11 protein-coding genes and 4 tRNA genes are annotated in these 13,572 nt (G+C 53.6%); 14 read left to right on the forward strand and 1 reads right to left on the reverse strand.

The genetic code is table 11. From position 1 onward, the window contains the following. The first annotated feature begins 102 nt into the window (after positions 1-102). The 5 genes from orn (at position 103) to ACPUC7_RS04825 (ending at position 1,245) form a co-directional block, all read left to right on the forward strand. Complete coding sequence (orn, locus tag ACPUC7_RS04805) at positions 103-651, forward strand: oligoribonuclease (protein WP_049851240.1); 549 nt, start codon at positions 103-105, stop codon at positions 649-651. A gap of 153 nt (positions 652-804) precedes the next feature. Continuing rightward, positions 805-880: transfer RNA gene (locus ACPUC7_RS04810), tRNA-Gly, on the forward strand. Between the two features lie 32 nt (positions 881-912). Next, positions 913-988, forward strand: a tRNA-Gly gene (locus ACPUC7_RS04815). A 32-nt stretch (positions 989-1,020) separates the two neighbouring features. Further along, positions 1,021-1,096: transfer RNA gene (locus ACPUC7_RS04820), tRNA-Gly, on the forward strand. Positions 1,097-1,169: 73 nt separating this feature from the next. Next, positions 1,170-1,245: transfer RNA gene (locus ACPUC7_RS04825), tRNA-Gly, on the forward strand. A gap of 433 nt (positions 1,246-1,678) precedes the next feature. On the opposite strand, the gene queG is transcribed toward ACPUC7_RS04825, so the two are convergent. Further along, positions 1,679-2,818 (reverse strand): tRNA epoxyqueuosine(34) reductase QueG, encoded by a 1,140-nt coding sequence (gene queG / locus ACPUC7_RS04830; protein WP_494921973.1) that lies wholly within the window; start codon positions 2,816-2,818, stop codon positions 1,679-1,681. On the opposite strand from queG, the gene nnr reads away from it, so the two are divergent. The 9 genes from nnr (at position 2,817) to hflC (ending at position 13,546) form a co-directional block, all read left to right on the forward strand. Continuing rightward, positions 2,817-4,334, forward strand: a complete 1,518-nt coding sequence (gene nnr / locus ACPUC7_RS04835) for a bifunctional ADP-dependent NAD(P)H-hydrate dehydratase/NAD(P)H-hydrate epimerase (protein WP_494921974.1) — start codon at positions 2,817-2,819, stop codon at positions 4,332-4,334. The genes queG and nnr overlap by 2 nt on opposite strands. A gap of 3 nt (positions 4,335-4,337) precedes the next feature. Further along, the gene (gene tsaE / locus ACPUC7_RS04840) at positions 4,338-4,814 is read left to right on the forward strand and encodes a tRNA (adenosine(37)-N6)-threonylcarbamoyltransferase complex ATPase subunit type 1 TsaE (protein WP_343553039.1); all 477 of its coding nucleotides are present in this window, start codon (positions 4,338-4,340) and stop codon (positions 4,812-4,814) included. After that, the gene (amiB, locus tag ACPUC7_RS04845) at positions 4,811-6,463 is read left to right on the forward strand and encodes an N-acetylmuramoyl-L-alanine amidase AmiB (RefSeq protein WP_494921975.1); all 1,653 of its coding nucleotides are present in this window, start codon (positions 4,811-4,813) and stop codon (positions 6,461-6,463) included. Before tsaE ends, amiB begins: the two co-directional genes overlap by 4 nt. A gap of 42 nt (positions 6,464-6,505) precedes the next feature. After that, positions 6,506-8,353 carry a DNA mismatch repair endonuclease MutL gene (mutL, locus tag ACPUC7_RS04850; RefSeq protein WP_494921976.1) on the forward strand — a complete coding sequence of 616 codons (1,848 nt, stop codon included), beginning with the start codon at positions 6,506-6,508 and terminating at the stop codon, positions 8,351-8,353. Next, positions 8,346-9,287: a tRNA (adenosine(37)-N6)-dimethylallyltransferase MiaA gene (gene miaA / locus ACPUC7_RS04855; RefSeq protein ID WP_494921977.1), complete on the forward strand. Its 942-nt coding sequence runs from the start codon at positions 8,346-8,348 to the stop codon at positions 9,285-9,287. The genes mutL and miaA overlap by 8 nt, the downstream gene beginning before the upstream one ends. Before the next feature lie 110 nt (positions 9,288-9,397). Continuing rightward, positions 9,398-9,715: an RNA chaperone Hfq gene (hfq, locus tag ACPUC7_RS04860; protein ID WP_007892010.1), complete on the forward strand. Its 318-nt coding sequence runs from the start codon at positions 9,398-9,400 to the stop codon at positions 9,713-9,715. Between the two features lie 79 nt (positions 9,716-9,794). Continuing rightward, positions 9,795-11,075, forward strand: a complete 1,281-nt coding sequence (hflX, locus tag ACPUC7_RS04865; protein ID WP_343553034.1) for a ribosome rescue GTPase HflX — start codon at positions 9,795-9,797, stop codon at positions 11,073-11,075. A 227-nt stretch (positions 11,076-11,302) separates the two neighbouring features. After that, positions 11,303-12,538: an FtsH protease activity modulator HflK gene (gene hflK / locus ACPUC7_RS04870; protein ID WP_494921978.1), complete on the forward strand. Its 1,236-nt coding sequence runs from the start codon at positions 11,303-11,305 to the stop codon at positions 12,536-12,538. A gap of 3 nt (positions 12,539-12,541) precedes the next feature. After that, entirely contained in the window at positions 12,542-13,546 is a 1,005-nt protein-coding gene (gene hflC, locus ACPUC7_RS04875) for a protease modulator HflC (RefSeq protein WP_343553032.1), read from the forward strand. Positions 13,547-13,572 lie beyond the last annotated feature (26 nt).

A 13,572-nucleotide genomic window follows, 5' to 3' on the forward strand; every position in this document is an offset into this window, starting at 1 on the left:
CATCCTCTCACGGCTTTCGCCAGGCTTCGCCCTGCTGGGCAAAACGTCTATGATACACCTGAAATGAGTTTAATGACGACTTTGGCAACAGGTGGGAAACGCATGACAGCGGGAAATGAAAACAATCTGATTTGGATCGACCTCGAAATGACCGGACTCGATCCGGAACGCGATCGCATTATTGAGATCGCTACCATCGTCACCGATGCCAACCTCAACATTCTGGCAGAAGGCCCGGTGTTCGCCGTGCATCAATCTGACGACCAGTTGGCGTTGATGGATGACTGGAACGTGCGCACCCACACCAATAGCGGTTTAGTGGCGCGGGTGAAAGCCAGCCAGCACGACGATCGGGCGGCAGAACTGGCCACCATTGAGTTCCTCAAACAATGGGTTCCAGCGAATACTTCACCGATTTGCGGCAACAGTATCGGCCAGGATCGTCGTTTCCTGTTTAAGTACATGCCTGAGCTGGAAGCCTATTTCCATTATCGCTATCTCGACGTCAGCACGCTGAAAGAACTGGCGCGTCGCTGGAAGCCGGATATCTTGCCTGGCTTTAAAAAGTCTGGCAGTCATCAGGCGTTGGATGACATTCGCGAGTCTGTTGCCGAGCTGGCGTACTACCGCGAACACTTCTTGCAGCTTTAATCAGCAAAGGGTGCGCAGGAAATCATCAGGTTGGCGATTAAAACAGCGATCGCGCAGAAAGCGCAAAATTTTGCTTTTAGACTCTTGCGACTGAAAGGATTTCTCGTATAATGCGCACCCCGTACCGGTGAAGAATTTCATACGGTACACGGCGCGGGAATAGCTCAGTTGGTAGAGCACGACCTTGCCAAGGTCGGGGTCGCGAGTTCGAGTCTCGTTTCCCGCTCCAAAATTTGTATCGTAGTAGAAGTAACCTCTAATGCGGGAATAGCTCAGTTGGTAGAGCACGACCTTGCCAAGGTCGGGGTCGCGAGTTCGAGTCTCGTTTCCCGCTCCAAAATTTGTATCGTAGTAGAAGTAACCTCTAATGCGGGAATAGCTCAGTTGGTAGAGCACGACCTTGCCAAGGTCGGGGTCGCGAGTTCGAGTCTCGTTTCCCGCTCCAGAGTTTGCAGTAAACCATCCAAATCACGGATTTAGTCAGTCGCTAACGCAGCAGACTAAAATACGAAGATTATGCGGGAATAGCTCAGTTGGTAGAGCACGACCTTGCCAAGGTCGGGGTCGCGAGTTCGAGTCTCGTTTCCCGCTCCAAATTTTTATATTCACTAATGTTATTTGCCCTAGGGCGCAATCAGATTTAAAACTGCTGCTGGTCGTTATCGATCTTAAGTACCACGTTTATTTCTGGAAATGTGCACACCTTGTTAGTCCGCATAATGCCTGTTGTTAGTTACTGTAGTTTTACAGGTTATCCACAATGTGCCTGCAACGTGCTGACGCTGTTTTCCCCTATCTACAAAACTGTTTTGAACAGAGTTATCCACAAGCTCTGGACATGCCCGTGCGCGAAAAACAGGACGTATCTATTTACATCTGTAATGTAACCTGTTGATTTGTGTTATGTTTATGATGTTTCAGTGTGTAATTCTACTTACTGAACGAAATTACGATCTTCGTCACTTTACAGTTGGATAATGTTATTCACAGCATGTGGAAAAGCGTTTTATCCTGTGCGACTGCTCAATCACGCATCACGCGGCAAACCTTTTTCAACTGCGCGCACCAAGCGCTGTTTCTTCGCAGGCTGCACTTCCACCGCTTGTTCCGCGCGTTTCTGTAACTGCTGTGCAATTGCCCATTCAATATGCTCATCAAGCATCGGATGTTCACCGCTGCGCAGTTGTAATACCGCAATATTTTCTTCTGCCCAAGGCGCATTGCCCAATGCCACCGCCACGTTGCGCAGCCAGCGCAGATGGCCAATACGACGAATCGCTGAACCTTCGGTGATACGCAAAAATTTGGCTTCATCCCATTGGAACAAATCGGTCAGCGGCGGTGCGTGTAATACGGCGCGAGGTGAGAAATCATCTTCATCGGTCAGCTGGCCGTAGCGGTTCCACGGGCAGATCAGCTGGCAATCATCGCAACCGTAAATCCGATTGCCGATCAGTGGACGGAACTCTTCGGGAATTGCGCCTTCCAATTCGATGGTGAGATAGGAGATGCAGCGACGCGCATCCACCACATAAGGTTCAACAATGGCGGAAGTGGGGCAGATGGTGATGCAGGCAACGCAGCGTCCGCACTGTTCTTCTTGGGGCTGATCGACTGGCAACGGGATATCAATCAACAGTTCGCCGAGGAAAAACCACGAGCCAGCTTCACGATTAAGAATCAATGAATGTTTGCCGGTCCAGCCTAATCCGGCTTTAGCAGCAATCGGACGTTCAAGGATCGGTGCAGAATCGACGAACGGGCGGAAATTGAGTTCACCACAGTGCGCTTGAATCATTTCTCCAAGCTTTTTCAGTCGATTGCGTAATACTTTGTGATAGTCGCGCCCCAGCGCATAACGGCTAACGTAGCCCAGTTGCGGATTTTTTAAAGTGCTGGCAAACGCGGCTTTCGCTGGAAGGTAGTTCATGCGCACGCTGATGACGCGCAGTGTGCCGGGCAGCAATTCATGTGGACGCGCACGCATCATGCCGTGACGCGCCATCCAATCCATCTCACCGTGATACTGCTTCTCCAGCCAGGCTTGCAGTTTGGGCTCTTCGGCGCTGAGATCGGTATCGCAAATACCAACCTGTTGGAAGCCGAGTTCGCGTCCCCACTGTTTAATTTGTTGAGCGAGCTGTTGAAGATCGAGAGGGTATGACATGAGAAACCAGGCAGTTGAAGCAAACGTCCGCAGTTTAACACACTCTGTCTGGCCTGCGCAGGCGATGGCGCAGCTGGAGCGCAATGCCGCCGATAGTCTGGGATTAACGCTGTACGAACTGATGCAGCGCGCCGGGCAAGCCAGTTATGAATTGACGCGTCAATTATGGCCGCAAGCGCAGCATTGGTTGATTCTTTGCGGGCATGGCAACAATGGCGGCGATGGTTATGTGGTTGCGCGATTGGCGCAGGCAGCCGGTTTTAGCGTGACGTTGCTGGCCTGCGAGGGCAGCAAAGCGTTGCCCGAAGAGGCGCAGCAAGCGCGTGAAGCGTGGTTGGCCGCGGGCGGTGTGATTCATGCGGCTGATGCAATCTGGCCGGAACAGGTTGACGTGATCATCGATGCGTTGCTCGGTACTGGCTTAAATCGCGCACCTGCTGCGCCCTACGATCGCTTGATTACGCTAGCTAACGCGCATGCAGCGCCGGTGCTGGCGATCGATATGCCTTCCGGTTTAATCGCTGCAACCGGCATCGCGCCTGGCGAAACCATTTTTGCCGATCACACGCTCAGCATGATTGCCCTGAAGCCGGGCCAGCTTACTGGCAAAGCGCGCGATTATGTTGGTCGGTTGCATCACGACGATCTCGGTTTAAGCGCGTTTCTGGCAGGCGAGTGCGCGCCGATCACCCGTTACGATGCGCAGGATTTATCGCGCTGGCTCAAACCACGTCGCGCCACTTCGCACAAAGGCGATAACGGGTGTTTAACGGTGATTGGCGGCGACAGCGGCACAGCCGGCGCGATCCGTATGACCGGCGAGGCGGCCTTGCGTGCTGGCGCTGGGCTTGTGCGTGTGCTGACACATGAAGATAATATTGCGCCGATTCTCACTGCGCGGCCGGAATTGATGGTGGACGCGCTGAACGAGGAACGTCTGGATCAGGCACTGGAATGGGCAGATGTGATCGCGGTTGGGCCGGGGCTCGGTCAACGTGATTGGGCTCGGAAGGCACTGAAAAAGATTGCGATAAGTGAAAAGCCGATGCTTTGGGATGCGGATGCGCTTAACCTGCTGGCAATCAATCCTGATAACCGTCAGAATCGCATCATTACGCCGCATCCAGGCGAAGCGGCACGCTTGCTGGGCGTGAAAACCAGCGAAATTGAGAGTGACCGCATTGCGGCGGCACAAGCCCTGGCGAAACGCTACGGTGGCGTTGTGGTGCTGAAAGGCGCTGGCACGATTATCGCCAGCGCGGCGGGAGAATTAGCGATTGCCGATGTCGGCAATGCAGGCATGGCGTCCGGCGGGATGGGCGATGTGTTAAGCGGAATTATTGCCGCTTTGTTAGGCCAGAAACTGACATTATTCGAGGCAGCCTGCGCGGGCTGTGTTGCACACGGCGCAACCGCCGATGCCGTTGCGCGTCAACGCGGAACACGCGGCATGTTAGCCACTGATTTGTTCGAACTGCTGTGGCAGTTTGTTAATCCAGAGATGATCCAACAATAAAGCATGAAGACCTGTGTTATTTCTTTGCCCGATGAGGCGGCAACCCTGAATCTGGGTGCGCAATTGGCGCGCGTGTGTGACAGCGCGCTGGTGATCTATCTTTATGGCGATTTAGGTGCCGGTAAAACCACCTTTAGCCGAGGTTTTTTGCAGGCGCTCGGCCATCAAGGCAATGTGAAAAGCCCGACTTATACTTTGGTTGAGCCTTACGAACTCGGCTCGCGCACGCTGTATCACTTCGATCTTTATCGTCTTGCCGATCCCGAAGAGCTGGAGTTTATGGGCATCCGCGACTATTTCAGCGGTGATGCGCTGTGTCTGGTGGAATGGCCGCAGCAAGGTACTGGCGTGCTGCCCGAACCGGATTTGGCGTTGACGCTACGTTACGTCGATGCCGCGCGTGAAGCGGAAATCAGCGCGATTTCAGCCACTGGTGAAGCGTTGTTGCAGCAATTCCAGCAAGGCAGGGATTCGGCATGATGTCACGGATGAAAATCATTGTTCTGGGCTTGCTGTGTCTGTTTTCTGCTTCGGCGCTGTCAGCCACGTTATCCGATATCAAAGTGGATAACGGCGACAGCCAGGCGACCGTCACGCTGAGTTTTAACGGTCAGCCGGTTTACGGCTTCTTTCCGCTGCACAATCCCAATCGCGTGGTATTGGATATTCGCCAAAGCGGCGCGATTAAAGGTTTACCGTTGAATTTCAGCGGTGAAAATATCGTGCAGCGTATTCGTCACAGCCAACCGAAAGACAAGCAAAGCTTGCGTCTGGTATTTGAATTGACGCAAGCGGCGCAAACCCGCGCCACCACGCAGCGCGATGGCAATCAATATCGTGTAGTGTTCACCATTCGTGGCACGCAGCCGGCTAAGCGCGCCATCGCGCCAACCGCACCGGTTACCACCGCGCGCCAGACTGAAAGCCAGGCCAATCCGTTTAACGCCAATCCGGTCACTGCGGTGACCAGCAGTAATACTACCGTGCGTCCTGGCAGCGCTGTCAGCCGCAATGATGTGGTGATTGTGGCGATTGATGCCGGACACGGCGGCCAGGATCCTGGCGCGTCGGGTCAGCACGGCTTGCACGAGAAAAATGTCACCATCTCCATCGCGCGCAAATTGAAAGTGCTGATGGATCAAGATCCGATGTTTAAACCGGTGCTGACGCGTAACGGCGATTACTTCATTTCGGTGATGGGCCGTTCCGAAGTGGCGCGTAAAGAGAACGCTAATCTGCTGGTTTCGATTCACGCCGATGCTGCGCCAAATCACTCCGCGAGCGGCGCGTCCGTTTGGGTGCTGTCTAACCGTCGCGCCAACAACGAAATGGCCAACTGGCTCGAGCAGAAAGAGAAACAATCTGAGCTGCTAGGCGGCGCGGGTGATTTGTTGGCGAACAGTCAGGCAGATCCGTATCTCAGCCAGGCGGTGTTGGATTTGCAGTTTGGTCATTCACAGCGCGTCGGTTATGACGTCGCTGTGAAAGTGCTGCAACAGCTGCGTGGCATCACGCCGCTGCATAAACGTCTGCCGGAACATGCCAGCCTTGGCGTATTGCGTTCCCCGGATATTCCTTCTTTACTGGTCGAAACCGGCTTTATCAGTAACGCCGCGGAGGAGCGGCTGCTCGGCAGCAGCGCGTATCAGGAGAAAATTGCTCAGTCGATTTATAAAGGCTTACGCAATTATTTCCTCGCGCATCCGCTGCAATCGATCCCAAAGGAGGAAAACCGCCCGCTGGACAGCGCACCGGCGGTTAGCGTCGCCAGTAACCCGGCGAGCGGCACGGTGCAATATACCGGCGCAACCCAGCGTCATACGGTAACGCGCGGCGAAACGCTCTCCGGCATCGCCGCGAAGTATGGTGTGAGCATGGAAACGCTGCGAGACCTGAACAGCTTGAAGCGTGATGTGGTGTGGGTGGGACAGCGTCTGAAAGTGCCCGCCAAATCCAACGTAAGCGTAGCGGCGGCGAGCCGCCCAACCCGGCACAAGGTAGTGCGCGGCGATTCGCTGACAGCGATTGCAGCGCGCTATGGCGTGAGCTCGAAAGCCATCATGCAGGCGAATAATATGAAGTCGAGCAACGTGATGCTGGGGCAAAACTTAAAAATTCCGCAATCCTGATTGTTGGCTCCGCGTGAGCCAACCAGCCAGAGGATCTCCACCATGCCAATACAAATTTTACCGCCGCAGTTGGCGAACCAGATTGCCGCGGGCGAAGTGGTTGAGCGTCCGGCATCGGTCGTAAAAGAGCTGGTGGAAAACAGCCTCGATGCGGGCGCCACACGTATTGATGTCGATATTGAAAAGGGCGGCGCCAAGCTAATCCGCATTCGCGACAACGGTTGTGGCATCGCCAAAGCGGAACTGGCAATGGCGCTGGCGCGTCATGCCACCAGTAAAATCGCTTCGCTCGACGACCTTGAGGCGATCATGAGCCTCGGTTTTCGCGGCGAAGCGCTCGCCAGTATCAGCTCGGTTTCCCGCTTAACGCTGACATCGCGCACCGCCGATCAAAATGAAGCCTGGCAAGCCTATGCGGAAGGGCGCGATATGGATGTGACGGTAAAACCGGCGGCACATCCCGTAGGCACTTCGCTGGAAGTGCTCGACCTGTTTTACAACACGCCCGCACGTCGCAAATTCATGCGTACCGAAAAGACCGAGTTTACCCACATTGATGAAGTGATTCGCCGCATTGCACTGGCGCGTTTTGATGTGGCGATTTCGCTGAGTCACAACGGAAAATTGATGCGCCAATATCGCGCGGTCAACGACGATGCGCAGCGTGAACGGCGTTTAGGCGCGATTTGCGGCACCACGTTTATGCAACATGCGCTGCGTATCGATTGGCAGCATGACGATCTCGCGCTGCGCGGTTGGGTGGCCGATCCTAGTGGTTCGCGCCAGGTCAGCGACCTGCAATATTGCTACGTCAACGGCCGCATGATGCGCGACAAGTTGATCAATCACGCGATTCGTCAGGCGTATCAAACCCAACTCGGCGACGACCAGCAACCGGCTTACGTGCTGTATCTGGAGATCGACCCGCATCAGGTGGATGTCAATGTGCATCCGGCCAAGCATGAAGTGCGTTTCCATCAGTCGCGCTTGGTTCACGATTTTATCTGGCAAGGCGTGATGAGCGCATTGCAAGCCAGCCGTGCCCCGGAATTGCCGATCGCTCACGCCGAAGAACCTGCGCCGAAATGGCAACCGGAAAACCGCCAGGCAGCGGGCGCTAACCACTTCGCACAACCGCGTAGTGGCGGTGTTGCGGCTGCGGGGGCCGGTGCCAGCTGGCAGAACAAAGAGCCGGTTTACAGTGCGCGTGAAGGTTCTGCCTATAAACAGTTAATGAAAACGCCGGTGGTTGAAGCACCGCGTGCCGCAGCGCCTGTTACACCTAGCTCGCCAACTCGCCAGCCTGAACCGCGTGAAACGCCGCTGACTGCGCATGCGCAAAGCTTTGGCCGCGTGTTAAGCGTATTGCAGGATCGTTACGCGCTACTGGAACGCGGCAATCAGCTGCAAGTGCTAGCGCTGGCGGTGGCCGCGCGCTGGCTGAAACAGGCCCAGCTGCAACCCGGAGAAGAGGGCTTAAAACCGCAGCCGTTGCTGATCCCAGTACGACTAAAAATTGCTGCGCCTGAACTGGCGGTAATCGGTGAACAATCGGCGCTATTAAGCCTAATGGGCATTGATTTACAACGGGAAGGTCAGCATGTGACCTTGCGTGCCGTCCCTTTACCGTTACGAACACAAAATTTACAAATCTTGATTCCAGAACTGTTAGGCTACTTGGCCCGGCAGCAAGAGGTTTCTGCATCGATGTTGGCCCAATGGCTGGCACGTCGTGATGATGCAGCAGACGCTCACTGGAATCACTCGCAGGCGATTGCACTGTTGGCAGAGCTGGAAAGGCTTTGTCCACAACTGCTGAAATCGCCGCCTTCAGGTCTGTTACAGACCATTGAGATTGAGAGCGCGATTAACGCGTTGAAGCATGAGTGAACTAAACCAGGCTAGCCGGCCAAAGGCAATTTTTTTGATGGGGCCTACCGCCTCCGGTAAGACGGCATTAGCGATTTCGCTGCGTCAGCAACTTCCGGTGGAACTTATTAGCGTTGACTCTGCCTTAATCTATCGCGGGATGGATATTGGTACGGCGAAACCGTCGGAAGAAGAGTTGGCATTGGCGCCCCATCGTTTGCTGGACATTCGCGATCCAGCGGAAGCGTATTCCGCTGCAGAATTTCGTCGCGATGCGCTGGCAGAAATGGCGGAAATCACCCAGAAGGGGAAGATTCCGTTGCTTGTTGGTGGAACCATGCTCTACTTCAAGGCGTTGCTTGAAGGATTGTCGCCGTTGCCCTCGGCCGATCCCGAGGTGCGTCAGCGGATAGAGCAAATGGCGGCGGAGAACGGGTGGGAAGCCCTGCACCGCCAGCTGTGTGAAATCGATCCGGTCGCCGGTAGTCGTATTCATCCGAATGATCCGCAGAGACTTTCGCGAGCACTGGAAGTTTTTTTTATTTCGGGTAAAACTTTAACGGAACTGACAAAAACCTCCGGCGAAGCGTTACCCTACGACGTGTACCAGTTTGCTATCGCACCTGCGAGCCGCGAACTGATACATCAACGCATTGCGTTGCGTTACGACCAGATGCTAGCGTCAGGATTTGAAGCGGAGGCTCGTGCACTGTTTGCGCGAGGTGATTTGCATACGGACATGCCTTCCATTCGTTGTGTGGGTTATCGCCAGATGTGGTCTTATCTATCCGGTGAAATTGATTACGACGAAATGGTTTATCGGGGAATTTGCGCCACTCGGCAGCTCGCTAAACGCCAGATGACCTGGTTACGTGGCTGGCCTGAAGTTCACTGGTTAGACAGTGATGAGCCAGAGTTAGCGCGTAATGCGGTGCTTAAGGTAGTTAGTGCGTAGCAGGGATGATTGTGTACAATTGGTTCGTTATCGTGCGCAAATTTTTACGCAGTTTTTCTGAACCACGGTTCTTAAAGCAACAAACAACAAGCATATAAGGAAAAGATAGAATGGCTAAGGGGCAATCTTTACAAGACCCGTTTTTGAACGCATTGCGTCGTGAACGTGTACCGGTTTCGATTTATTTGGTGAATGGTATTAAGCTGCAAGGGCAAATTGAATCCTTTGATCAGTTCGTCATTCTGTTGAAAAACACGGTTAGCCAGATGGTGTATAAGCACGCCATCTCTACAGTGGTTCCTTCTCGTCCAGTTTCGCACCATAGCAACAACGCGGGCGGCAGCGGTGGTAGCAGCAACTATCATCACAGCGGAAGCAGCCAAGGCGCTCAGTCGCAGCCACAACAAGACGGCGATAACGCAGAATAATTTTGCGCTGCCGTAAAGCCAGGGCTGGGGAGCGATAACGTTTTCCTGTCCTGGTTATTTTATTTAGCGAGGTTATAGCTTGTTTGACCGTTATGATGCCGGTGAGCAGGCCGTACTGGTACACATCTGGTTCTCCCAAGACAAAGAGCTGGAAGATTTGCAGGAGTTTGAAACTCTTGTCTCTTCTGCGGGCGTTGAAGCGCTGCAAGTCATTACGGGCAGCCGTAAAGCGCCACATCCCAAATATTTTGTCGGTGAAGGAAAGGCAGTTGAAATTGCCGATGCGGTGAAAGCGAGTGGAGCATCGGTCGTTTTATTCGATCATGCCTTAACTCCTGCCCAGGAACGTAATTTAGAGCGTGTGTGCGAATGTCGTGTTGTTGACCGCACCGGCTTAATTCTTGATATTTTCGCCCAGCGCGCCCGTACCCATGAGGGTAAATTACAGGTCGAGCTGGCACAGTTACGCCATATGGCAACCCGCTTAGTGCGTGGATGGACGCACCTTGAGCGCCAAAAAGGCGGTATCGGTTTGCGTGGTCCGGGTGAAACCCAGTTGGAAACGGACCGTCGTTTGCTGCGCAATCGAATTAGCCTGATCCTTTCTCGCCTTGAGCGTGTTGAGAAGCAGCGCGATCAGGGCCGACAATCACGAGCAAAAGCTGATGTGCCTACCGTTTCTCTGGTGGGATACACCAACGCAGGCAAATCTACTCTGTTCAATGCGATCACCTCCGCTGATGTTTACGTGGCAGATCAGCTGTTTGCGACGCTTGATCCGACGTTACGTCGCCTGAATGTGGCCGATGTTGGCGAAGTGGTTTTAGCGGATACCGTTGGATTTATTCGTCATTTGCCGCATGACTTAGTTGCCGCGTTTAAAGCCACATTGCAGGAAACGCGTCAGGCAGCGTTGCTGCTGCATGTGGTTGATGCGGCTGATTTACGCATCAATGACAACATTGAAGCCGTCAACGAAGTGCTGGCAGAAATAGAATCCGATGAAATTCCAGCACTGATGGTGATGAACAAAATCGATATGTTGGAAGGCTTTGAGCCACGTATCGATCGCAACGAAGAGAACCAACCGATTCGCGTTTGGTTATCGGCGCAAACCGGGCTCGGTTTGCCGTTACTGTGGCAGGCGCTTTCTGAGCGTTTAGCCGGAGAAATTGCGCAATACGATTTACGCCTGCCGCCAGAAGCAGGCCGTTTACGCAGTCGTTTTTATCAGTTACACGCAATAGAAAAAGAATGGAATGAAGATGATGGCTGTGTGAGTTTGCACGTGCGTATGCCGATTGTTGATTGGCGTCGTTTATGCAAACAAGAGCCGTCACTCGCTGATTATATTGTTTAACATTGCCCAAACGCCTTTACTCAATATCTTGAAGATTGTTGTCATTATCGTTGCAGGCCGCGTGTGCTGGATTTAGCCGAATATTTCGGATTCCAGCAAGGCGGCAACTGAGTGAATCCCCAAGAGCTTACATGTGTAAGTGACTGGGGGGAACGAAGGCAGCCAACGAAGCTGCAATCCGAAAGATGAAGGGTAAAAAACGTAAATACAATAAATGGAGTAGAGACATGGCGTGGAATCAGCCCGGAAATAACGGACAGGACCGCGACCCGTGGGGAAGCAGCAATAATCAAGGCGGCAACTCTGGGGGAAATAAAGGAGGGCGCGATCAGGGGCCTCCTGATCTGGATGATATCTTCCGTAAGCTGAGTAAAAAACTCGGCGGATTGGGCGGTGGCAAACAGAATGATAATGGCCAGCGCAGCGGCGGTAGCGGTGGCAAAGTGGTTGGCATTGTTGCCGTCGCGGCAGTGGTCATCTGGGCAGCCAGCGGTTTCTACACCATCAAAGAAGCAGAACGCGGTGTGGTTACGCGCTTTGGCAAATTCAGCCATTTGGTGGAGCCGGGCCTTAACTGGAAACCGACCTTTATCGATCAGGTTCGTGCGGTCAACGTTGAAGCGGTACGTGAATTGGCGGCTTCTGGCGTGATGTTAACCTCGGATGAGAACGTAGTGCGCGTTGAGATGAACGTGCAGTATCGCGTGACCGATCCTGAGCGTTATCTGTATGCCGTGACCAGCGCCGACGACAGCTTGCGTCAGGCGACGGACAGCGCATTGCGCGGTGTTATTGGTCGTTCAACCATGGATCGCATCCTGACTGAAGGCCGTACCGTGGTGCGTAGCGAAACCCAACGCGAGCTCGACGAAACCATTCGTCCTTACAACATGGGCATCACGCTGCTTGACGTAAACTTCCAGGCGGCGCGTCCACCAGAAGAAGTTAAAGCCTCGTTTGATGATGCGATTGCTGCACGTGAAAACCGTGAGCAGTACGTGCGTGAAGCGGAAGCCTATTCGAATGAAGTGCAGCCGCGTGCTAATGGTCAGGCGCAGCGTATCCTGGAAGAAGGTCGCGCTTACAAAGAACGTACTGTGCTTGAAGCACAAGGTGAAGTGGCGCGTTTTGCCCGTCTGTTGCCAGAATATAAAGCGGCACCAGAAATCACTAAAGAACGTCTTTACATCGAAACCATGGAACGCGTGTTGAGCCACACTCGCAAAGTGTTGATCAGCGATCGTGGTAACAATCTGACGGTTCTGCCATTGGATCAGCTGATGCGCGGTGGCCAGACATCAGGCCAGAGCGGCAACAAGACGACAAACCTGATGAAGTCGCCTTCGACTTCCGGCAGCAACGCGAGCCGCAGCGACACTTCATCATACAGTCCAGACAGCATCATGGATCAGCGTCGCGCCAATGCGCTGCGCAACGATACCCAGCGCGAAGGGAGGGAGTAATCGATGCGTAAGCCAATCATCGCCGTAATTATTGTAGTGCTGGTGGTGCTTTACGCGTCACTGTTCGTGGTGCAGGAAGGTCAACGTGGCATTGTGCTGCGCTTTGGCAAAGTTCTGCGCGATAGCGAAAACAAACCGCAGGTATACGCGCCAGGTCTGCATTTCAAGATTCCATTCATTGAAACGGTTAAATCGCTGGATGCACGTATTCAGACCATGGATAACCAAGCCGATCGCTTTGTTACCAAAGAGAAGAAAGACCTGATCGTTGATTCTTATATCAAATGGCGTATCAGCGATTTCAGCCGTTACTACCTGGCAACTGGCGGTGGCGACGTTTCTCAAGCTGAAGTACTGCTGAAACGTAAGTTCAGTGACCGTCTGCGTTCTGAAATGGGTCGACTGGATGTTAAAGACATCGTTACTGATTCGCGTGGTCGTTTAACCACTGACGTTCGCGATGCGCTGAACACCGGTACCGCAGGCGCTGATGATGAAGTGCAGACGCCAGCAGCCGATGATGCGATTGCGAATGCGGCAGCACGTGTAGAGCGTGAAACCAACAGCAGCGAACCGGCACCAAATCCGAACAGTATGGCGGCATTGGGTATTCAGGTGGTTGATGTGCGTATCAAGCAGATCAACCTGCCAACCGAAGTGTCTGATGCGATCTACAACCGTATGCGCGCTGAGCGTGAAGCGGTTGCGCGTAGCCAACGTTCACAAGGTCAGGAAGAGGCAGAAAAACTGCGTGCTCAGGCCGATTATCAGGTAACGCGTACGCTGGCAGAAGCACAGCGTCAGGCGCTGATTTCACGTGGTGAAGGTGATGGTGAAGCAGCAAAACTGTTTGCTGATGCTTTCAGCCAGGACCCTGATTTCTACGCCTTTATCCGTAGCCTGCGCGCCTATGAGAATAGCTTCGCAGACAACCAGGATGTGTTGGTGTTAAGCCCGGATAGCGATTTCTTCCGCTATATGAAAGCGCCCTCTAACGCCACGCGTTAAGAACTGATATAACTCTGAGGCCGACA

This window comes from Pantoea sp. CFCC18179 (assembly GCF_059412405.1).

Excerpts from the sequence above, each read along its gene's own strand:
- mutL (WP_494921976.1), top strand. The coding sequence starts at position 6,506 with ATGCCAATACAAATTTTACCGCCGCAGTTGGCGAACCAGATTGCCGCG.
- hflK (WP_494921978.1), top strand. The coding sequence starts at position 11,303 with ATGGCGTGGAATCAGCCCGGAAATAACGGACAGGACCGCGACCCGTGG.
- hflC (WP_343553032.1), top strand. The coding sequence starts at position 12,542 with ATGCGTAAGCCAATCATCGCCGTAATTATTGTAGTGCTGGTGGTGCTT.
- queG (WP_494921973.1), bottom strand. The coding sequence starts at position 2,818 with ATGTCATACCCTCTCGATCTTCAACAGCTCGCTCAACAAATTAAACAG.
- hfq (WP_007892010.1), top strand. The coding sequence starts at position 9,398 with ATGGCTAAGGGGCAATCTTTACAAGACCCGTTTTTGAACGCATTGCGT.
- amiB (WP_494921975.1), top strand. The coding sequence starts at position 4,811 with ATGATGTCACGGATGAAAATCATTGTTCTGGGCTTGCTGTGTCTGTTT.
- nnr (WP_494921974.1), top strand. The coding sequence starts at position 2,817 with ATGAGAAACCAGGCAGTTGAAGCAAACGTCCGCAGTTTAACACACTCT.
- tsaE (WP_343553039.1), top strand. The coding sequence starts at position 4,338 with ATGAAGACCTGTGTTATTTCTTTGCCCGATGAGGCGGCAACCCTGAAT.
- orn (WP_049851240.1), top strand. The coding sequence starts at position 103 with ATGACAGCGGGAAATGAAAACAATCTGATTTGGATCGACCTCGAAATG.
- miaA (WP_494921977.1), top strand. The coding sequence starts at position 8,346 with ATGAGTGAACTAAACCAGGCTAGCCGGCCAAAGGCAATTTTTTTGATG.